Source organism: Nocardioides sp. W7 (assembly GCF_022919075.1).
Taxonomy (GTDB): Bacteria; Actinomycetota; Actinomycetes; order Propionibacteriales; family Nocardioidaceae; genus Nocardioides.
Genome location: NZ_CP095078.1, coordinates 2,270,617 through 2,289,758, shown reverse-complemented (window position 1 = coordinate 2,289,758; position 19,142 = coordinate 2,270,617). Strand labels below are relative to the sequence as shown.

Genomic DNA, 19,142 nt, shown 5'->3' with positions numbered 1-19,142 from the left:
TCAACTCCCCGGGAGAGCCACCTCGTAGACCAGCAGGTGCGGCGGCCGCGCCCAGGTCGAGGCCGCGAGCCGCGTCCCGTCGCCCGAGAAGGCCACCGCCTGCACCCATCCCTCGTGACGCTCCTCGTGGACCAGCGTCCCCTCAGGCGTCCACAGACGGAGCCGGCCGTCCTGGCCGCCGGTGGCCAGCAGCTCGCCGGCGGGATGGAGGGCCACGGCGTACCCGTCACCATCGTGGGCCGACCACGACGCGAGCCGTTCCGCCGTCGACACGTCCCACAGCGCCAGCGCCCCCGTCGCAGTGAGTACGGCGAGCCGCCCGCCGTCAGCGTCGAAGGCCAGGTCGCGAGCGACGTACTCGTGCGGCAGCTCGGCGACCAGGTCGCGGGTCTCCCGTTCCCAGACCCGGACGGTGTCGCCGCCGGCGGCGATGAACCGGCTGCCCACGGCGAGCGCCCGCGACTCGGCGTGGCCGGCGAGCAGGACGACCGGAGGGGAGTCCGTCCAGCTCCCGGCCGCGGAGGACCGGAGGGCGACGAGCCGCTCGGACGGCCCGTAGTACGAGTCCTGGACCTGCAGGCCGCGGCTTCGCAGGTAGCGCGTCGCGACGACCAGCTCGCGGCCGTCGGCCGAGGCCGCAGCGGCGGCGACCTCGACCCGTGCGAGGTCGGGTGAGTCTGCGAGCCCGACCTGCGCGGCTTCGCGGAGGACCTGCTCGAGTCCGGGCGGGTCCACCCAGGCGTCGGCCGCCTGGTCGTAGGCGCACGTCCCGGCCCGGACCTCGGGCCCGTCCTCGGACCAGGTCATGCCGAAGAGGGTGCGCGGGGGGTCCGTCCGGGTCCGGTTCACCGCCCGCTCGTCACCGACCTGGATCCGGCGCTCGTCGCCGAGCGCCCAGTGCGCGCCGGAGCGGTCGAGAGCCACCGAGGTGCCATCCAGGCCCTCGAGGTCGACCAGCAGACGCAGACCCGGGTCGGTGCTCATGGCTGTGCCCCTCCCCGGTCGTGGCCGGCCCCAGGATGACAGGGACGTACGGCGGGCTCGCTCACGGCACGATCACCTCGGACTCGCGCACGAAGACGGTGAAGTGGCCGCCGATCTTGCGCTCGACGGCGAGGTAGTCGGTGTCCGGGACGGTCGAGGTCCCCTTGAGGATCCCCCTGGTCCGCCCGAGGACGACCAGCGCCGTGCCGCCGGGAACCGTGCCGACCGGGTCTCCCGACGGCATCGTGTAGGCCCGGACCCCATCCCCGTCCGGGACCCGTCGCCTCAGGGAGACCGGCTCGACCACGACGGTGTTGGTTCCGCTGTGGTCGGGGTCCACGTTCGGGACAGGCCGCACGGGCCCGGAGCCGCCCGTGACCGTCGGGAGCCCACCCAGTCCGGCGTGCGCGAGGACCTGCCGGCGGGTGGCGCCCCGCAGCAGGTCGTCGACGTTGCTCTCCGCCGGGAAGTCGGTGGCGCGGAGGCCGCACACGCTGCGCACGTACCTCTTGGCCTGCTCGGGCGCGCCGGCGCCGAGGGCCACCAGGAAGGTGAGAGCGAGGAGGAACCGGCCCCGCGGTGGCGGGCTCGCGATCGCCGGCGGCGGCGGCGTCATCGGAATCGGCACGGTGCCCAGCGTCGGCGGTGGTGGCGGTGGTGGCGGTGCGGGCGGCGGCGCGGGGACGGGGAGCAACTCCTTGACCTGGGGCGTGAGGCGGACGAGGTCCAGGAGCGCGACCGCTTCCACCGTCGTGAACGTCGAGCCGTCCAGGAAGGCGAGGAACGCGGCCCTCTTGGCCCCGTTCTTGACGAGCCAGAGCTGCAGGAGCACGGCTGGTACGCCGCGCGTGGCCGGGTCGGTCCAGGCAGCGGCGGCGCTCAGTCCCGTCAGCACGGTCTCCAGGCTCGCATCGGGGATCTTGCCGGCGACCTTCGCCACCGAGCAGTGGTCGGCCAGCGTGAGCCCGCCGAGCGCGTGTGCGCTGACCACGAGCGCACTGATCTGGGCGGCGTCGTCGGGCTTGGCGGCGATCAGGCTGAACAGCGTGTGCACGACCTTGGGCTTCCACGCGGTATCGGTGGCGGTCGCGGCGATCCGTCTCCTGACGGCCGCGATCGTGTCCGGCCGGTTCGTCGCCCAGGACTCCAGAGTCGCGCGGAGCACCCCCTGCGGATCGAGCCCGCGCTCGACGTACTCGAGCTTCGAGGCGGTCAGCTGCGGGTCCTCGGCCGATGTCAGGTCGATGCCGCCGCCCGCATCGAGGAGGCCGACCGTCGGGAAGGACCCGTTCGCGCCGAGCACCCGCGCCCGGTGGGCGCCGAGTCTGGTCGTGATGGACGTGGCGAGGCTGGGGTAGTCATGGATCGCCGTCCGGATCTCCTCGGTGGCCACGGTGGGATCGGCGCTGAGCGGAAGGTCGACGCTGTTGGAGGCCGTCAGGCACGCGTTGAGCACGATCCGCGCCGAGTCGTCGTTCCGCAGCACCTTCAGGATGTCGTCGAAGAAGTCCTCGGTGACCATTCGATCGAAGCTCGAGGGTTCGCCGTCGACCCGGATGTGCTCGGGAGGTTCGTCCCCGTGGGCCAGGACATCGAGCCGTTTGTCGCCGGCCATCTCGATCAGCCGTGCGTCGCCGTGGCCGGCCAGCAGGACCTCTTCGACCTTTCCGTCCCTGCCGTCCGCGGCGAACCGCTTCAGCGCGTCGCCGTAGCGCACGAGGAAGGGCTCGCCCTCGACCACCACCGTGACGTGGGTGGTCCGGCTGATCACCGCGGTCAGCGGCGCGTCACGGTGGAACGCTCCGTTGTGGTCGTAGGCGGACTGGAGCACGACGGAGATGGGCAGGGGGTGCGGCAGCGCCTTGTTGGTGGCGAGCTGACGGCGGTTCGCGACGAGTCGGTCGAGCTGGGCGACGGTGAAGCGGTGGTGGTTGCGCACCTCGGGCAGGTCGGTCAGGTAGCCGGCGTACTTGCCCATCCCGCCCTCGCCCCGGAAGGCCAGGAAGGACGTGACCTCGCTGCCGGTCGTCGCGTCGAGCAGCGGTTTGACGGCCGCGACATAGGTCACGAAGTCGGCGACGGCTCCCGCGTCGACCAGGGTCTTCAGCCCGTTCTCCGGTCCCTGCAGCACGCACCGGTACAGGGTGCGTCCATCGATCGTCCTCGCCAGCTCGAGGATGGCGGCGCCCCAGGCGATGGCATCCCCGACCGAGGTCGCCGGGGTCTGGATCCACACGGTCTCCGGGTCCTGGGTCGCGCTCGCTGACCGGCTGTAGGCGCTCAGGGCGGCGTCGACCGTCCCGTTGCCGATCCCCCGCGCGAGGAGGGCCTCGACCGTGAACCGACCGCACGCGGCCAGCACCCGTCCCTCCTCGGCCCGGGCGAGCGCGAGCAGCGACCGCAGGGACTCCTTGTCCCCGACGAGGAGCTCCGAGCTCGCCCAGTCGGCCTGGCCGCGGGCGTAGGCGTCGAACGCGGACAGGGTGAGCTTCCTCAGGTCCTCGTCACTCTGGTACGTCGACGCCACGCGCCGCAGCGTGCTCGGCTGCCGCCGCGCCCCACCGCCGTCCTGCAGCGTGTGCGCGAGCTCGTGGGCCAGGACCCGCTCGCCGCTCGGGGTGTCCGGTGCGAACTCGCCCCGGCCGAAGAAGATGTCACTCCCCGTGGTGAACGCTCGCGCCGAGACGGCTCGGTTGAGCCGGGCGGGCTCGGCCCCGACGTGGACCCGCACGTGGTCGAACGACGCGCCGAAGGCTTCCTCCATCCGGCCGCGCGTCGCCCCCGGAAGCGGCGCGCCGCTCGGCCGGAGGCGTTCGATGTGTTGCGCGGTCTCGGCCGGGACCGGTCCACCCTCCGGCCCCACGACCGCCCCCGAGCCTGGTGGGGCGCCGGTGCGCCGCAGGTGCGCAAGGGCGTCGTCGGCGCGCCGGTCCGCGTCGACCTCGGCCGGGTCTCCGACCGGGCCGACCTCCGGGCCGGCCTCCGGGGCGCTCGGTCCGGCCGGCACCGGGAACGGTGCCGCCGGCGGGTTCTCCTCCGCTGCGGGGCTCGGAGCCACGGCGCGTTCGAGGGAGCGCTCGCGATGGCTCACCTCAACGGCCACGTCATCTCCCGAAGAGAGCCATCCACCCCCGGCGTGGCCGACCGGCCACGATTCTGCCCGAACGCTAGCTCCGAGCGACCCTGCCCTCAGGAGATCGCTGACCTCGGCCGTGCCGGTCTGGACCACGACGACGCCGAGGATGCCCGTGACCGGCTGCCGCGCAAGCTGACGTGCACCTCGACGTGCTCGACCGACCGCTCAGCCCGCGAGCCGCGCGACCGCGGCGTCGACCCGCTCGTCGGTGGCCGTGAACGCCACCCGCACGTGCCGCGCGCCGGCCGCGCCGTAGAACGACCCGGGGGCGACCAGGATGCCGCGGTCGGCCAGGTCCGAGACCGTCTTCCAGCAGTCCTCGTCACGGGTGGACCAGAGGTAGAGCGACGCCTCGGAGTGGTCGACCCGGAAGCCGGCGCCCTCGAGCGCGGTGCGCAGCCGGGCCCGCCGGGCGGCGTACCGCCCGTGCTGCTCGAGCGCGTGGTCGTCGTCGTCGAGCGCGGCCTTCATCGCGACCTGCTGCGGGCCGGGCATCTGCAGGCCGAGGTTCTTGCGCACGGCGAGCAGCTCGCCCACCAGCGCCGGGTCCCCCGCCACGAACGCGCAGCGGTAGCCCGCGAGGTTGGAGCGCTTCGACAGCGAGTGCACCGTGAGGATGCCCTCGTGCGAGCCGCGGCAGATGTCGGGGTGCAGCACCGAGACCGGCGACGCCTCCCAGGCGCACTCCAGGTAGCACTCGTCGGAGACCAGGATCGTGCCGCGTTCGCGGCACCAGTCCACGACCTTGCGCAGGTGGTCGGGCGGCAGCACCCGGCCGGTCGGGTTCGACGGCGAGTTGAGCCACATCAGCGCCGGGACCTCGGGTCCGAACGACGTCAGCGAGTCGGACGCGACCGCGCGGGCACCGGCCAGCGCCGCCCCGACCTCGTAGGTCGGGTAGGCCAGCGCGGGGTAGGCGATCAGGTCACCGGCCCCCAGGCCGAGGTGGACCGCCATCGACCCGATCAGCTCCTTGGAACCGATCACCGGGAGCACCCGGTCCAGGCCCAGCCCGGTGACGCCGTGCCGGCGCTCGAGCCAGTCGATGCAGGCCTGCCGCAGGTCGGCGCGGCCGATCGTGAGCGGGTAGCCCGGCGAGTCGGCCGCCTCGCGCAGCGCGCGCTGCGCCACCTCGGGCGTCGGGTCGACCGGGGTGCCGACCGACAGGTCGACGACCCCGTCCGGGTGGGCGCGGGCCCGCTCGGCGTACGACGTGAGGTGGTCCCAGGGGAAGTCGGGGAGCCGTGCGGAGACGGCCTCCCGAGGCATCCGGCTCAGTGGTCCTGGTTCTGGTTCTGCGGGGGCAGGGCCGCGATCATCGGGTGGTCCTTGTCGATCTCACCCATCTTGGCCGCGCCACCCGGCGAGCCGAGGTCGTCGAAGAAGTGGACGTTGGCGTCGTAGTAGTCCTTGGACTCCTCCGGCACGTCGTCCTCGTAGAAGATCGCCTCGACCGGGCAGACCGGCTCGCAGGCACCACAGTCGACGCACTCGTCGGGGTGGATGTACAGCATCCGCTTGCCCTCGTAGATGCAGTCGACGGGGCACTCGTCGACGCAGGCACGGTCCTTGAGGTCGACACAGGGCTGAGAGATGACGTACGTCACCGGGTCCTCCTGAAACTCTGGTGGGAGCAACTGCTCGTGCCCAGCCTAGTATCCCGGGGTGCGGAACGATGACAGACCTCACCATGTGACCGAGCACATGCTCGGTCCCCATGTCGTGGGTCGACGGATCGTGGTCCGGCGCGTGGTCCGGGGCGAGACCGGTCCCAGCGGCGGGCCGGCGCTCACCGACCTTCTCGGCATCTGCACGGCCTGGTCCGCGACGACCTGCGTGGTGCAGCCGGAGAGCGGTGCCCCGGTCGAGATCGCGCTGGCCGACATCGTCTCCGGCAAGCCGGTGCCGCCGCGGCCCTCGGTCCGGCACCGGGCCTCGCCGGTGGAGGCGCAGACCCGGTCGACGGCGATGTGGGCCGACCTCGAGACCGAGCCCGTCGGTGCCTGGCTGCTGCGACACTCGGCGACCTCGAGGGCCCGCCGCGCCAACTCGGTGCTCGCCTTCGAGCCGTCCGGGATCGACGACGACGACGAGCGCGTCGTCGCCTGGTACGCCGGCCGCACCGGTCGGCCGATCGCGGCCGTGCTGCCGGAATCCCCCGAGGACGCGCTCTTCCGCGGCCACGGGTGGGGCCCCGAGAGCGGCGACGCCGACACCGTCTTCCAGATGGTGGGGGTGGCCCGCGCCCGCCGCGCCCTCCCACCGACCGACTCCGGCCTCGACATCGTGGTCGAGGTGTCGGACGGTCCCGGCGACAGCGCCCACGCCGTCGCCCGGATCGGCGACCGGGCCTCCGGCATTGCGGCCTTCGACCGTGACTGGATCGGCTTCCGATCGATCGAGGTCGCGCCCGAGCACCGCCGCCAGGGTCTCGGCCGACACGTGATGGCCGCCCTGCTGGAGTGGGGCGCCGAGCGCGGCGCGACCACGGCGTACCTCCAGGTGCTGGGCGACAACGAGCCCGCGCTCGCGCTCTACGAGGGGCTCGGGTTCACCGAGCACCACCGCTACCGCTACCTGGCCCCGGCCTGACCTGGCGGGGCTACTCCGTCTTGGGCTGCTTCGGCTTCTTGCAGATGACCGTGTCGCTCGGGATGTAGGTCGTGTGGAAGTTCTCGGTCTTCTCGACGACGTCCGAGCCCGGCTTCAGGAAGTTGCGCTTCACGTCGACGTCGAAGCCGCCGTACCCGGTGTTCGGGACGCAGTCCGGGGTCGTCATGGTGCGGGTGGCGGGCTTGGTGAAGCGGTAGCGGTCGGAGGTGGACGTGGTGATGTCCCAGACCTTCGTCGACCACATGCTCACCGTCACCGTGCCCTGCGAGCGACCCGCGCTACGGATCACCTTCGCGTCGACGAGCACGCCGTACGGCGTGTCGTTGGTGAAGCGCAGGTCGACCGCGCCCCAGGCGACCGTGGCCTCGCGACCCACCGGGTAGCGGTCGATGTAGACCGAGTGCGGCTTGTGCTCCACGTCCTTCAGGCCCGCGAAGAACGCCGCGTTGAAGGTCGTCGTGGCCATCTGGGAGACCCCGCCGCCGAGGTCCTCCTTGAAGATGCCGTTGCTGATGATGGTGCCGGTCGTGAAGCCGTTCTCGACGGTCCGCTCGCCGACGATGTCGTTGAGCGAGAACGTCTCGCCGGGCTTGAGGAGCGTGCCGTCGACCAGCTCGGCCGCGCGGCCGATGTTGGTGTCGCGGTACGACGCCGGCGGGTAGTAGGTCGAGAACGTCGAGACCTTCTCGCGGATCTTCAGCTGACGGGCGTCCTTGGTCGTGAACTCCGGCTCCGCGACGGTCGCCTCGACCTTCGCCTCACGCTGCCCGGACGGCTGGGTGAGCAGCTGCTGGAAGGTCGCCGCGACGGCGGCCGGCTCGTAGCTGACCCCCGGCTTGGCGGGCACCACCTTGGGCTTGCCGTTCCTCAGCACCACCGTCGCGTCGACGGGGGCGCCGTCCTCGGAGATGCCCGCGTCGACCAGCGCCTTCAGCGCCTCCTGGTCGATGGCGGGCACCAGCACCCCGCCCTCGGGCTTGACGCCGAGCACGTCGCCGAAGTCGCGCGGCGCCAGCTGGACCGGCGAGTCGCCGAAGACCAGGGTGACCGGGCCGGAGAGGGCCGGGTTGGCGAAGCTGTCGAGCACGTTCTGGACGTCGGTCTCGTCGATCTCGGGCTGGGCCCGGACCAGGGTCAGCTCGACGCCCGGGTCTTCGGCGAGGTACGCCGCAGTGATGGCCTTCGCCGCCTCGTCGGGGTCGATCGCCTCGCCGGCCTCCGGCTCGATCCGCCGCACCTCCGAGCCGTCGAACTCCAGGCCGCCGTCCTTCGGCAGGGTGCCGACCTCGGAGCCGAGCCGGTCGAGCAGCTTGCTCATCGCGGCGTCGTCGACCTGGACGACCGGGTCGAGGTCCGCGCCGCCGGTGAAGTAGTCCCAGAGCCGCCGCGGCTTCCAGCTGCGACCGCCGCCGGCGGCCTCGACCGAGGCGCTCAGGTCGATCGAGAGCCCGGCCTCGGCCGGGGTGACATCCTCGGTGGCCTTACCGACGGTGACGGCGATCGGCTCCTCGAGACGCTCGGCGAGGCCGTCCTCCAGGGCCCGGACCGCGTCGGCCTCCGTGCGCCCGCCGACGTCGACCCCGGCCACGGTGGTGCCGCGCGGAACCTTGTCGCCGGCGACGGCGTACGCCGCCGCCCAGCCGCCCGCCACGAGCAGGGCGAGCGCGAGCACCACGAGGATGACCGCCCGGCCGCCGGCCCGCTCGCTCTTGTTCTTCACGCGGGTCATCCTAGGTTCCGGCGGGAACCGGGCCCGGCGCCCCCCGCCGAGGGAGGGTGACCAGTCCGGACACCAGGAAGGCCATCGCCGCGGCCAGGAGGACGTAGCCGGCGGCCCCGTCCGCGATCACGTAGTCCCCCTCCGGGCGCGGGACGGTGAGGTAGCCCACCGTCGCGACCCACCCGAGGGCGAACGGCAGCCGCACCCACCAGCCCGGCGGGAGGGCCATCAGCGTCGCCGCCGGCGCCGCGACCGCCAGGACGAGTCCCCACCACAGCTGGTGCAGCGCCACCGACCCGACGGCGGTGACGACGCCGAGCGCGAGGCATCCGGGCAGCACCGCCAACCGGGTGAGGGTCGACACCGTTACAGACCGGCGAACAGGTCGGCCTCGAGACCGTCCTCGCCGACCTCGCCGACCTCGCCCTTGGCGAGCCGGTAGAACTCCACGCCCCAGGCGGTCGCCCCCACGTTGTTGCTCAGCGCGAAGAACGGGCCGTCCATGGTGATCTGGGTGGCGTGCGCCGCCAGGGCCGCCATCTTGGCGTCGACGTGCTCGGTCGCGTCCACGCCCGCGGCGAGGTGCTCGTCGGGGGTGACGAAGTGCGGCAGCGGGCCGTCGGGGTCCATGCCCTCGAAGGACGTCGTGTCGCCCGCCTCGCGCAGCGCGCGCAGGCTCGCGCGCATCCGGCTCTCCGACATCGCGCCCCAGTAGATCTTCGCGACGTCCCAGGCCGCGCCCAGGTCGAGGCGGTACGACGGGACCGCGGCCAGCGAGGCGGCGTACGTCGCGACCCGGTGGGCCTGGATGTGGTCGGGGTGGCCGTAGCCGCCGAATTGGTCGTAGGTGACCAGCACCTGCGGCCGGACCTCGCGGATGATCGCGACCAGGTGGTCGGCCGCCTCGGTGAGGTCGGCGTTGGCGAAGGCGCGGGGGTCGGTCTCGTCGGCGGCGACCGCGTGGCCGTCCTCGTGCCACTTCATCCCGGAGTCGCGATAGGTGCCGAAGCCGCCGAGGAACCGGTGGTCGGTGACGCCGAGCGCCTTCATCGCCGCCTCCAGCTCGACGCGGCGGTGCTCGCCGAGGCCGTCCTCGCGCTCCGCGGCCAGGTGCTCCAGGTCGGGGACCAGGATCTCGCCCATCTCACCCGCCGTGCAGGTCACGAGGGTGACGCCGCGGCCCTCGGCGGCGTACTTGGCCATCGTGGCGCCCTGACCGATCGATTCGTCGTCGGGGTGGGCGTGCACGAGGAGCAGTCGCTGGTCGACGGTCATGTATCGATCCTCAATCCTTGATCCGGCGCGGCTGCGTCGGGAGCTCGAGCGGGCTCGGTGGTTGCCAACCGTTCTCGGGCGCGGACTGTTCCCGGTCCAGCCAGCCGTCGTACTCGTCGACCAGCAGCTCCAGCAGCAGCTCAGGCGCGTCCGAGAGCACCGCCCACGGGTGATCCTCGTCGTCGTCCTCACCCGCGAGCCGCTCGCGGGTCACCCAGGCGTCGTACCCCTCCGAGCGCAGGCGCGCCGTCACCGCCGCGGCGTCGTTCTCGTCGAAGAGGATCGCGCGCAGACCGGTGGCCGGCGCCTGGCGCAGGACGTGCTCCAGCTCGGGGAGGAACGGGCGGTCCGGCTCCAGCCAGTCGACGTCGCCGAGGTCGTCGGGACCGAGCCAGCGGAGCTCGTCGTGCTCGACCGGGTCGGGCTCGCCGCGAGTCAGCCGCGCCGTCGCGACCCGGAGCACGTGGGTGTCGCCGATCGGGCTCGCGCCCTGGAGCCAGGCGGTCACCTCGATGTCACAGCGCAGCTCCTCCGCGATCTCGCGCTCGAGTGCGTCCGCGGGCTGCTCCCCCGCCTCGACCTTGCCCTCCGGGAACTCCCAGCGGCCCGCGAGCTCGGGCGGCGCCGAACGACGGGTCGCGAGTACCTTGCCCCCGCGCACGACCGCGGCACCGACGACCTGCTTCACGGGCGTGAGGCTACGTTGCCCGCATGGACGCGATCCCGGGAGTGCACCTGGTCCGGACGGAAGAGGACCTCACGCCGGTCGGCGACCGGGTCGGACTCTCCGGGGTCCTGGCGTCGCTCGATCGGCGGGCCCGGCGCACGCTCGCTCCAGGCCTCGCCGTACGACGTGCGCTGACCTGGGACGCGGCGGACCGGCGCGACCCGCACTGGTGGCCGCAGGGCATCACCTCCTCCGCCGAGGCGGGGGTACTGCCGGGTCGGCGGATCCTGGTCGTCAGCTGGTACTCCAAGGGCGACCACGGGGCGCGGATCACCTTCCTCGACCTCGACCGCCGCCGCTACCGGCACGTGCTGCTGGTGACCCCGTCACTGGAGCCGGTGCACGTGCACGCCGGCGGACTGGCCTGGCACGGCCCCTATCTGCACGTCGCCGCCACCGGTCGCGGGCTGCACCTGTGCCGGCTCGACGACCTCGCTCGGGTGCCGGGCGGCGTGCACGGACACGAGTACGTGCTTCCGGTCCGGTCCAGCTACCGCGCGCAGACGGCGTCCGGGGTGGAGAAGCTGCGCTACTCCTTCTGCTCCCTCGACACCGACGGTCCCGACGGCCCGGCCCTCGTCGTCGGGGAGTACGGCAACGGCAGCCAGACCCGACGGATCGCCCGCTACCCCCTGGACCCCGCCACCTCGCTGCTCGCCACGGACGAGGCCGGCGCGTCGTACCCGGTCCTGCTCGACGACGGCGCCGTCGTCCGCACCCAGGGCGTCGCCGTCGTCCGCGGCCGGCACTACCTCACCCGCTCGCACGGCCCCTGGATGCCGGGCTCGGTCTACGCCGGCCCGCCCGGCGCACTCCGCCGGCACCGCTGGGCCGCCCCGATGGGCCCCGAGGACCTCACCTGGTCCCCCACCGACGACCTGCTCTGGTCCGTCTCCGAGCACCCCCGCAGGCGCTGGATCTTCGCTATGCCGAGGCGGTACTTCGACGGCTGAGCGATTCGGTGATCGAGCAGGAAGGCGCCCTGCGCCTGACGTTGTCGAGATCCGGTGAGCTTCCGCATGGCGGCGGGTTGCGGTCCCCGTCCGGCACCAGGCTGGTTCGAAGACTTTCAATGAAATAAGGGGCTCATCGTCCGCGGCACTCGTCGTACCTGGTCGCGGCTGCTGGTCGGCTCACGGCTGCTTCGGGTCGACCGTCGTGGTCACCGCTGTGGATGAACGCCGTCGTCTGTCGGTGGGTTTCACTACAATACTGGTATGGCCAACGGTGAGGTTCACGACTGCGACGACGCAGCTGCGTTGCTTGCGTTCGTGCGCGCTGAGCGGCTGACGGAGGCCCGGGCCGCTGCGAATCTGTTGGCCTCGGCGGTGGCGTGGGCGGGGATGCACTCCACCGAAGCCCTGCACGAGGCCGCGGCGATCTGGATGCCCGGGCACGAGGAGGAGATGTCCATCGCCGGTCCCGGTGCGCCGTTGGTCTCGGAGTTCAGCGTGTTGGAGTTCGCCGCCGCCCTCGGTCTCTCGACCGATGCCGGTCGGATCTACCTCGGGGATGCGGTCGAGCTGGCGCACCGGCTCCCGAACCTCTACGGCCGGGTCCAGGCCCTGGACCTGCCGGTGTGGAAGGCCCGGCGGATCGCCAAAGCCACCAGTGACCTGCCGATGGAGGGTGCGGCCTACGTGGACGCGCACCTGCATGTGGTGGCCCACAAGGTCTCGATCGCCCAGCTCGACCGGACGGTCGAGGAAGCCCGGGTGACGTACGACCCCGCCGAAGCTCGGGCCCGGCGGGAGGCGGCGTTCGAGAAGCGACACTTCGACATCGACTCCCAGCAGGTCTCCTTCGACGGCACCGTCGACGTCCACGGCACCCTGGACCTGGCCGACGCCCTCGACCTCGAGGACGCCGTCGCCCGCCGCGCCCGCGAACTCGGCGCCCTGGGACTCGACGTGCCGGTCGACATCCGCCGCTCGATCGCCGTGGGTGACCTGGCCCGGCGCCAGCTGTCGCTGGAGTTGAACGCCGGGGAGCCCGAGGGCCTGCAGCGGAAGCGGCCGCGACAGGTGGTGCTGCACGTGCACCTCTCCGACGCCGCCCTCGGCGCCACCACCGGGAGCGACGACCTGCAGTTGGCCCGGGTCGAGGAGACCCGCTCCTTCGTCTCCGCCGACCAGGTCCGCAGCTGGTGCGCGAACCCCGACACCCAGGTCGTGATCAAGCCGGTCATCGACCTCGACGGCCACGTCCACGTCGACGCCTACGAGACTCCGGATCGGCTCCGCGAACGCCAGGTGCTCTTGCAGCACGCGTGTGTGTTCCCGTGGTGCCGCAAACCTGCCCGACGCTGCGACTGCGACCACATCGACCCCGCCGCCCGCGGCGGACCGACCTGTGACTGCAACATCGCCCCGCTCTGCCGCCGGCACCATCGGGCGAAGACCCACACGCGGTGGCGTTACGACAAGCTCGACGACACCACCTTCGTCTGGCGAAGCCCCAACGGTCTGCTGATGAAACGCGACCACGCCGGCACCATCCCGCTCGACACCCTGCAGCCCTGACCGCCTCGGCCCGTCAGGGCTACAGGCGCGGCTGCATCGCGAGCTGCCGCGACTGGGCGACCAGCCGGCCGGTGGAGTCCCAGACCTCGCAGTCCTCCTCGAACATCCCGCCGGCCAGGTTGCGGGTCTCGTGACGCACCTTCAGCCAGCCGGGCGCCGGCTTGGCCCGCACGTGGGCGCTGAGCTCCAGCGTCGGCGCCCAGCCGGGCATGCCGAGGTTGAACGTGACCGGCGGGAGCGCGTCGAGGACCATCAGGAGCGAGATCGGGTCCGGCTCACGGCCGTCAGCGAGCCGGAACCACGCGCGCATCACCCCGTCACCGCTCGGCTTGCCGACCACCCAGCCGATGTCATCGGGGTGGAAGCGCATGTCGAAGCGGCCCATGATCGGCGCCATCTCCAGCACCGCCGGCGGGGCGTCGCTGCCGCGGGGGCACTCCTCGACCGGCGGCAGGTCGAGCTCGGGAGCGGTGGTGCGGACGTCGTCGCCCAGGCCGTCGAGATCGCCGTACGTCGCCAGCACCGTGATCCGGGCCTGGTCGCCCTGGACCAGGTCGGCCGAGGCTGTCGCGACCCGGCCGCCGTCGCGACGTACGTCGACCGTGACCGTCGCCCGCCCGGGACGAGCGGCCGACAGGTAGTAGGCGCTGACCGCGAGTGGGTCCGGCTTGCCCGGGAGGGAGTTCCGGATCGCGTTCCCGACCAGAGCGAGCAGGTAGCCGCCGTTGAGCCCGCCGCCCACCGACCAGCCCGCGTCGAGGTCGGCGGCGTACCGTCCCCGACCCTCGGGAGTGAGCGCGATCTGGCGGTCGAACTCGGAGGGCGCGTCCATGCGAGGCAAGGTATCGAACGATAACCGGGCGCTCTCCGGCAGGATGCCCCCATGGACCCCCGCGACGGAGACGGCCACCGGCGGCACCCGTCGTGGGTGTACGACGCGGGCGACGAGCCCGACCCGCGCTACACCCTGGCCAACGAGCGCACCTTCCTCGCCTGGGTCCGCACCTGCCTCGGCGTGCTGGCCGGCGCGGTGGCTCTCGAGTCGCTGCAGGTGCCCGAGCAGGACGGCCTGCGGCTGGTCCTGGTGGTGGCACTGCTGCTGTTCGGCGGCCTGACCGCCACGCTGGCGTGGGTCCGCTGGGCCCGGGTCGAGCGCGCGATGCGCACCCGCTCCCCGCTGCCGGCCTTCAGCCTCGGGCTGGTGATGACCGTGGCGCTCGTGGTGCTGTCCCTCCTGCTCGCGGTGACCGTGGCCCTGTAGGAGGCCGTCAGTCCCAGACCAGGGCGTGCTTCTCGAACTCCTCGCCCGTCTGCACCGGCACCACGCAGAACACCAGCCCACCCGGGTCCAGCAGGACGGCCCAGCCGTCGTGCGGCGTCATGACCGTCGCCCCGAGGCCGACCACCCGCTCGACCTCGGCCGGCACGTCGTCGGTCTCGATGTCGAGGTGGACGCGCGCCGGGGTCCCCTCGCCGATGCGCTGCGACTCGAGCGCGACCCCGGCGATCGAGCCGAGCGAGCGGAACGCGTCATCGTCTCCCGTCGGCGGCACGCCCTGGACTCCGGCCCAGAACGCCAGACCCGCCTCCCAGTCCGACGCCGGGTGGTCGACGAGCACGAGGCCGATGCGCGATCGGTGCATGGACCGACGCTACGACGTTCCGCGCCCCATCTCGACCCGCACAGCGCTGCCGACGGGCACCATCGTCCCGACCTCCGGGGTCACCGCGAGCACCTTCTGACCGCCCGATCCGTCCGCGGCGACCCCCACGGCGAGCCCTACCTCCTGCAGGCGCTGGAGGTAGGGAGCCAGGGCTAACGACACACCATCGCCGAGGCGGTACGGCGGAGGCACCGCCACCTGCGTGGGGTCGATGCTCAGGGTGTCGAGCAGCCGGTCGACGGTCGCGGCGTCGGTCGAGGAGTCGACCAGGATCCCGGCCCGCTCGGAGGGGACCCAGACCGCAGCCCGGCACACCTCCGGCTCCCCCTCGTCGCACACCGGTGCCGAGCGAAGCACCGGCACGCCGTCGACCTCCACCTCGTGCAGGTCGTAGCGGACGCTCGAGATCGTGCGCGGGTCCACGTTCGACGGCAGGACGCTCTCGACCCCCGGGCGCCGCGGCACCTGGCAGGCACGGTGAGCGGTCCGGTCGATCACGGTGTCTTCGCGTGGGATGCCGCATCTCGTCACGTTGCGCGCCCACGACATCGGCACCTCGACCGAGACGTGCCCGATCCCGACCCGCTTGGTCGGCGGCCGATCGGAGAGCACCCGGATGCCCGCGAGCAGCTTCTCGAGTGTCGGGATCCCGGTCGACGACTCGAGGACCAACTGCACGCCGTCGTCCGGGAAGCCGACCAGGACCCCGTAGACCGGAACATCGCCGGAGGCGAGCGTCACGAAAGGTGTGCGCCAGGCCGGCACCCCGTCGATCACCAGCTCCTGGCGCGGCGCCGCCGGCACGTGGCCGGGCCAGGCGCGGCCCAGGTCGGTCAGCACCTGGACGCTGTCGACGCCGGCCGGCCGCGGACCGAAGCAGTCGAGCTGGGGATTCGGGCGACCGACGTACACGACGTCCTCCAGCGGCGGGCCGCACGGGCGATCCTCCGCCCAGCCCGCCGGGACCGCGATCTGCACCCGCCCGTACCCGACGTACCGGGTCTCAGCCGGCGTGGGCGCGACCGGGGGCGCGGTGTCCGGGGCCGACGACGGCGCGACGACCGCGACGCCAGCCACCACGACCGCGACGGCCGCTGCCGCTGCGAGCACGACGAGCGGCCGCCGTCGTCGTACGCCGGCGCTGCGCACCATGTCGGCGACCGGGGCCGGACCCACGGACACGGAGTCGGCGCGCGCCTCCAGCTCACGGACGATCCGGCTCTCGAGATCAGTCATCGGTGCCTCCTCGCTCGGCCAGGGCCGGGTCGGCGGCGAGTGCCGCCAGGGCCCGGGACAGCCGGCTCTTCACGGTGCCGGGCGCGACGTCGAGGACGCGCGCCATCTGCCGCTCGTCCAGGTGCAGGTAGTAGCGGAGTACGACGGCCTCGCGCTGCTCCGCGGTGATCCGTGACAGCGACCGGGCGAGCGCGTCGCGGTCGTCGACGGCGCCCGTGCCGTCGGGCTGCACCCGCTCGGGGAACCGGTCCGTCGGCAGCTCGGATCGCGACCGCCGCCGGTGGGTGTCGGCGAGGGTGTTGACCAGCACCCGGTGCACATAGCCGTCGCGGTCCTCGGCGGTCCGCACCCGCGACCAGTGCACGAGGCACCGCACCAGCGCGGACTGCGCGACGTCCTCGGCCTCGTGCGGGTCGCAGCCCAGCAGCACCGCTGCTCGCACCAGCCGGGGCCAGCGCGCGGCGGCGTACTCCGCGAACTCGGCCTCTCTCACCCGCTCACCCACACCCTCCCGACGCAGCGAGCGGCCGGCGGGTTCCCCGGACGACGGAACATTCTCGAAACGAACGTTGCGTACGGTCCGGCCCATGAGTACGACGTTCCAGGCGCTGCAGCCGGGCAGCGGACCCGTGCGGGCGGCGACGTACCTCCGGGCGACGCCGGAGACCGTGCTGTGGGGCCGGCTGCCGAGCCGCGCCGATGCTCCGGCGCTGAGCGTCGAGCCCGGCACCGAGGTCACCTTCGACACGATCAGCCACGAGGGCATCCTGGAGGACCAGGGCCGCGACCCGGAGAAGTTCTTCGCAGGGCACGGCGCGGAGGTGGTGCTGGCGGACGCGATCGCGCTGGCGGCGTCGCCGTACGAGCGGACCTTCGGCGTCGACGGGCCGCACGTCGTCAGCCGACCGGTGCGGGTGATCGGTGCCGAGAAGGGCGACCTGCTGGCGATGACCGTGGTCGAGACGCTGCCGCGGGTGCCGTACGGCGTGATCTCGAACCGGCACGCGAAGGGCGCGCTGGCCGGCGAGTACCCGCTCGAGGGCGACCTCTACAGCGCCTTCGCGACCGTCAGCGGGGACGGCGCCCACGGCCTGCTGCCACTGGTCGAGGGCGGCGAGCGGCGCGTGCGGTTCCCGCTCCGGCCGTTCCTCGGGATCATGGGCGTCGCCGTCGACGCCGACGAGCGGCCGCACTCGGTGCCGCCCGGCCCGCACGGCGGCAACGTCGATCTCAACCTGCTGACCGTCGGCGCGACGCTCTACCTGCCGGTGCAGGTCGCCGGCGCGCTCGCGTACGTCGGCGACCCGCACTTCGCCCAGGGCGACGGCGAGGTGTCGCTGACCGCGATGGAGGCCTCGCTGCGGGCGACGGTGCGCTTCGACGTGGTCCCGCACGAGGACGCCGTACGACGCTTCGGCGACCTCGCGGGCCCGCTCGCCGAGACCTCGGAGCACCTGGTCCCGACCGGGATGGACGAGGACCTCGACGTCGCCGTCCAGAACTGCGTCCGCGCCGCGATCGCGCTGCTCGGCGCCCGCTACGGCATGGACCCCCGGCTGGCCTACGCCTACCTCTCCGCCGCCACCGACTTCGACATCTCGCAGGTCGTGGACGTGGTGAAGGGCGTGCACGCGCGGATCCGGAAGGCGGACTTCACGTGACCGCGACCGGCTCACCTTTGCCGGTACCGGCCGGCCTGGTCGAGGCGTTCCGGGCCTACGAGCAGGCCCTGATGAGCAACGACCTGGCCGCGCTGGACCGGCTCTTCGCACCCGGTCCCACGACGCTGCGCGGCGACGCGAACGGCCTGCTGGTCGGCCACGACATGATCAGCGCGTTCCGCGGCGGGCGCGGCGGCGCTCCCCCGCGCCGGATCGTGCAGACCCACGTGCAGACCATCGACGACGACCACGCGCTCGTCGTCGCGGTCACCGAGCTCGAGCGCGGCGGCCGCGGCCAGCAGACCCAGCTCTGGGCCCGGCTCGCCGACGGCTGGGCGGTCACCGCCGCGCACGTCTCGGTCCCGGCGCCCGCGCTCGACACCCGGATCTGGCGGGTCGTCGGCGACCCCCTCGTGCCCGCCACGGGCTGCGGGGTCCTCGACGGCGAGAGCGTCGCCGTGAAGGACCTGTACGCCGTCGCCGGCCACCGCGTCGGCGCGGGCAACCCCGCCTGGCTGGCCGCAGCGCCCGTCGAGACCGAGTCCGCGGCGGTCGTCGACCGGCTGCTCGACGCCGGCGCCGACGTCCGCGGGATCGCCCGCACCGACGAGTTCGCCTACTCCCTGGCCGGCACCAACGCGCGCTCGGGCGCGCCGCCCAACCCGCGGGCGCCGTACCGGATGAGCGGTGGGTCGACCTCCGGCTCGGCCAGTGCGGTCTCGCTCGGCCAGGCCACGATCGGGCTCGGCACCGACACCGGCGGCTCGATCCGGGTGCCGGCGGCGTACCAGGGCCTCTACGGGATCCGCACCACGCACGACCTGGTCGACACCTCCGGCCTGCTCGCCCTCGCCCCCACCTTCGACGCCGTCGGGTGGCTGACCCGCTCGGCCGAGCTGCTGCGGCGGGTCGGCGAGGTGCTGCTGCCCCCGGGCGGTACGACGACCGCCGGCCGCCGGCTGGTCGGCGTGCCCGCGCTGACCGCGCTCGCCGATCCCGACGTGGCGGCGGCGGTGCGGACCCTGCCCGTGGAGCCAGGACCGGACTGGCCGCTCGGTGAGCTGCCCACCTGGCTGGCGGCGTTCCAGACGTGGCAGGCCTGGGAGGCGTGGCAGGTCCGCGGCGAGTGGCTGACCGGTCGCCTGGACACGCTCGGACCCGACGTCCGCGGTCGGTTCGAGAACGCCGCGACCATCGGCGACGAGCAGGCCGCCGCGGCCCGCGCGACGGTGGTCGCCGCCCGCGACCGGATCCGCGAGCTGGTCGGCGACGACGTACTGGTGCTGCCCTCGGCGTCGTCGGTCGCACCGCGGCTCGGCGCCGACCTCGGGCCGGTGCGCACCGCGACCATGACCCTGACCTGCCTCGCCGGGCTGGGCGGTCTGCCCGCCGTCAGCATCCCGCTCACCGCCACCAGCGGCCTGCCCTGCGGCGTGAGCCTGCTCGCCGCGCCCGGCCGCGACCAGGACCTCCTCGAGCTCGCCACCTGACCCGCCGAGTCAGCACTACTGGTGCTGACTCGGCCCGCCATTACTGCTGACTCGGCGGTTGGTTTTGCTGGACATGGCGCAGGGTCTGGCGGAACGTAACGCCTGTGAAACGGA

18 protein-coding genes are annotated in these 19,142 nt (G+C 73.1%); 6 read left to right on the top strand and 12 right to left on the bottom strand.

All coding sequences use genetic code 11. The features are described 5' to 3' along the window. The 4 genes from MUB56_RS10865 to fdxA form a co-directional block, all read right to left on the bottom strand. Nucleotides 1-984, bottom strand: a complete 984-nt coding sequence (locus MUB56_RS10865) for a hypothetical protein (RefSeq protein WP_244931915.1) — start codon at nucleotides 982-984, stop codon at nucleotides 1-3. A 61-nt stretch (nucleotides 985-1,045) separates the two neighbouring features. Next, a complete protein-coding gene (locus MUB56_RS10860; RefSeq protein ID WP_280637396.1) occupies nucleotides 1,046-4,087 on the bottom strand; it encodes a DUF4157 domain-containing protein in 3,042 nt (1,013 codons plus the stop codon). Between the two features lie 198 nt (nucleotides 4,088-4,285). Continuing rightward, nucleotides 4,286-5,389, bottom strand: a complete 1,104-nt coding sequence (gene dapC / locus MUB56_RS10855) for a succinyldiaminopimelate transaminase (protein WP_244931913.1) — start codon at nucleotides 5,387-5,389, stop codon at nucleotides 4,286-4,288. 5 nt (nucleotides 5,390-5,394) lie between these two features. Beyond that, nucleotides 5,395-5,727, bottom strand: a complete 333-nt coding sequence (gene fdxA, locus MUB56_RS10850; protein ID WP_244931912.1) for a ferredoxin — start codon at nucleotides 5,725-5,727, stop codon at nucleotides 5,395-5,397. A gap of 85 nt (nucleotides 5,728-5,812) precedes the next feature. Between fdxA and MUB56_RS10845 the strand changes: the two genes are divergently transcribed. Further along, nucleotides 5,813-6,712 carry a GNAT family N-acetyltransferase gene (locus tag MUB56_RS10845; protein WP_244931911.1) on the top strand — a complete coding sequence of 300 codons (900 nt, stop codon included), beginning with the start codon at nucleotides 5,813-5,815 and terminating at the stop codon, nucleotides 6,710-6,712. Nucleotides 6,713-6,722: 10 nt separating this feature from the next. Here MUB56_RS10845 and MUB56_RS10840 read toward each other — a convergent pair whose 3' ends face one another. From MUB56_RS10840 to MUB56_RS10825, 4 genes are read right to left on the bottom strand one after another with little or no spacing between them, the layout of a single operon-like run. Next, nucleotides 6,723-8,453, bottom strand: coding sequence for a VanW family protein (locus MUB56_RS10840; protein WP_244931910.1), 1,731 nt, complete (start codon nucleotides 8,451-8,453; stop codon nucleotides 6,723-6,725). Nucleotides 8,454-8,463: 10 nt separating this feature from the next. Next, complete coding sequence (locus MUB56_RS10835) at nucleotides 8,464-8,817, bottom strand: hypothetical protein (protein ID WP_244931909.1); 354 nt, start codon at nucleotides 8,815-8,817, stop codon at nucleotides 8,464-8,466. A gap of 2 nt (nucleotides 8,818-8,819) precedes the next feature. Next, entirely contained in the window at nucleotides 8,820-9,728 is a 909-nt protein-coding gene (gene mshB, locus MUB56_RS10830; protein ID WP_244931908.1) for an N-acetyl-1-D-myo-inositol-2-amino-2-deoxy-alpha-D-glucopyranoside deacetylase, read from the bottom strand. Nucleotides 9,729-9,738: 10 nt separating this feature from the next. Continuing rightward, on the bottom strand, nucleotides 9,739-10,416 hold the full coding sequence (locus MUB56_RS10825) for a (deoxy)nucleoside triphosphate pyrophosphohydrolase (protein WP_244931907.1): 678 nt from the start codon (nucleotides 10,414-10,416) through the stop codon (nucleotides 9,739-9,741). A 23-nt stretch (nucleotides 10,417-10,439) separates the two neighbouring features. Here MUB56_RS10825 and MUB56_RS10820 point away from each other — a divergent pair, with 23 nt between their 5' ends. Together MUB56_RS10820 and MUB56_RS10815 are read left to right on the top strand one after the other, a co-directional pair. Further along, complete coding sequence (locus MUB56_RS10820) at nucleotides 10,440-11,408, top strand: hypothetical protein (protein ID WP_244931906.1); 969 nt, start codon at nucleotides 10,440-10,442, stop codon at nucleotides 11,406-11,408. A 264-nt stretch (nucleotides 11,409-11,672) separates the two neighbouring features. After that, complete coding sequence (locus tag MUB56_RS10815; protein WP_244931905.1) at nucleotides 11,673-12,977, top strand: HNH endonuclease signature motif containing protein; 1,305 nt, start codon at nucleotides 11,673-11,675, stop codon at nucleotides 12,975-12,977. Nucleotides 12,978-12,996: 19 nt separating this feature from the next. Here MUB56_RS10815 and MUB56_RS10810 read toward each other — a convergent pair whose 3' ends face one another. Beyond that, the gene (locus MUB56_RS10810; RefSeq protein WP_244931904.1) at nucleotides 12,997-13,809 is read right to left on the bottom strand and encodes a thioesterase family protein; all 813 of its coding nucleotides are present in this window, start codon (nucleotides 13,807-13,809) and stop codon (nucleotides 12,997-12,999) included. Between the two features lie 51 nt (nucleotides 13,810-13,860). On the opposite strand from MUB56_RS10810, the gene MUB56_RS10805 reads away from it, so the two are divergent. Then, nucleotides 13,861-14,238, top strand: coding sequence for a DUF202 domain-containing protein (locus MUB56_RS10805; RefSeq protein ID WP_244931903.1), 378 nt, complete (start codon nucleotides 13,861-13,863; stop codon nucleotides 14,236-14,238). A 7-nt stretch (nucleotides 14,239-14,245) separates the two neighbouring features. Here MUB56_RS10805 and MUB56_RS10800 read toward each other — a convergent pair whose 3' ends face one another. From MUB56_RS10800 to MUB56_RS10790, 3 genes are read right to left on the bottom strand one after another with little or no spacing between them, the layout of a single operon-like run. After that, a complete protein-coding gene (locus MUB56_RS10800) occupies nucleotides 14,246-14,620 on the bottom strand; it encodes a VOC family protein (protein ID WP_244931902.1) in 375 nt (124 codons plus the stop codon). 9 nt (nucleotides 14,621-14,629) lie between these two features. Continuing rightward, nucleotides 14,630-15,877: a hypothetical protein gene (locus tag MUB56_RS10795; RefSeq protein WP_244931901.1), complete on the bottom strand. Its 1,248-nt coding sequence runs from the start codon at nucleotides 15,875-15,877 to the stop codon at nucleotides 14,630-14,632. Next, nucleotides 15,870-16,370, bottom strand: a complete 501-nt coding sequence (locus tag MUB56_RS10790) for a SigE family RNA polymerase sigma factor (RefSeq protein ID WP_244931900.1) — start codon at nucleotides 16,368-16,370, stop codon at nucleotides 15,870-15,872. Before MUB56_RS10790 ends, MUB56_RS10795 begins: the two co-directional genes overlap by 8 nt. 94 nt (nucleotides 16,371-16,464) lie before the next feature. On the opposite strand from MUB56_RS10790, the gene MUB56_RS10785 reads away from it, so the two are divergent. Together MUB56_RS10785 and MUB56_RS10780 are read left to right on the top strand one after the other, a co-directional pair. Then, the gene (locus MUB56_RS10785; protein WP_244931899.1) at nucleotides 16,465-17,538 is read left to right on the top strand and encodes an acetamidase/formamidase family protein; all 1,074 of its coding nucleotides are present in this window, start codon (nucleotides 16,465-16,467) and stop codon (nucleotides 17,536-17,538) included. Beyond that, nucleotides 17,535-19,028 (top strand): AtzH-like domain-containing protein, encoded by a 1,494-nt coding sequence (locus MUB56_RS10780; protein WP_244931898.1) that lies wholly within the window; start codon nucleotides 17,535-17,537, stop codon nucleotides 19,026-19,028. The genes MUB56_RS10785 and MUB56_RS10780 overlap by 4 nt, the downstream gene beginning before the upstream one ends. Nucleotides 19,029-19,142: the final 114 nt, after the last annotated feature.

Excerpts from the sequence above, each read along its gene's own strand:
- MUB56_RS10805 (WP_244931903.1), top strand. The coding sequence starts at position 13,861 with ATGGACCCCCGCGACGGAGACGGCCACCGGCGGCACCCGTCGTGGGTG.
- MUB56_RS10800 (WP_244931902.1), bottom strand. The coding sequence starts at position 14,620 with ATGCACCGATCGCGCATCGGCCTCGTGCTCGTCGACCACCCGGCGTCG.
- MUB56_RS10795 (WP_244931901.1), bottom strand. The coding sequence starts at position 15,877 with ATGACTGATCTCGAGAGCCGGATCGTCCGTGAGCTGGAGGCGCGCGCC.
- MUB56_RS10815 (WP_244931905.1), top strand. The coding sequence starts at position 11,673 with ATGGCCAACGGTGAGGTTCACGACTGCGACGACGCAGCTGCGTTGCTT.
- dapC (WP_244931913.1), bottom strand. The coding sequence starts at position 5,389 with ATGCCTCGGGAGGCCGTCTCCGCACGGCTCCCCGACTTCCCCTGGGAC.
- mshB (WP_244931908.1), bottom strand. The coding sequence starts at position 9,728 with ATGACCGTCGACCAGCGACTGCTCCTCGTGCACGCCCACCCCGACGAC.
- MUB56_RS10810 (WP_244931904.1), bottom strand. The coding sequence starts at position 13,809 with ATGGACGCGCCCTCCGAGTTCGACCGCCAGATCGCGCTCACTCCCGAG.
- MUB56_RS10785 (WP_244931899.1), top strand. The coding sequence starts at position 16,465 with ATGAGTACGACGTTCCAGGCGCTGCAGCCGGGCAGCGGACCCGTGCGG.
- MUB56_RS10865 (WP_244931915.1), bottom strand. The coding sequence starts at position 984 with ATGAGCACCGACCCGGGTCTGCGTCTGCTGGTCGACCTCGAGGGCCTG.
- MUB56_RS10820 (WP_244931906.1), top strand. The coding sequence starts at position 10,440 with ATGGACGCGATCCCGGGAGTGCACCTGGTCCGGACGGAAGAGGACCTC.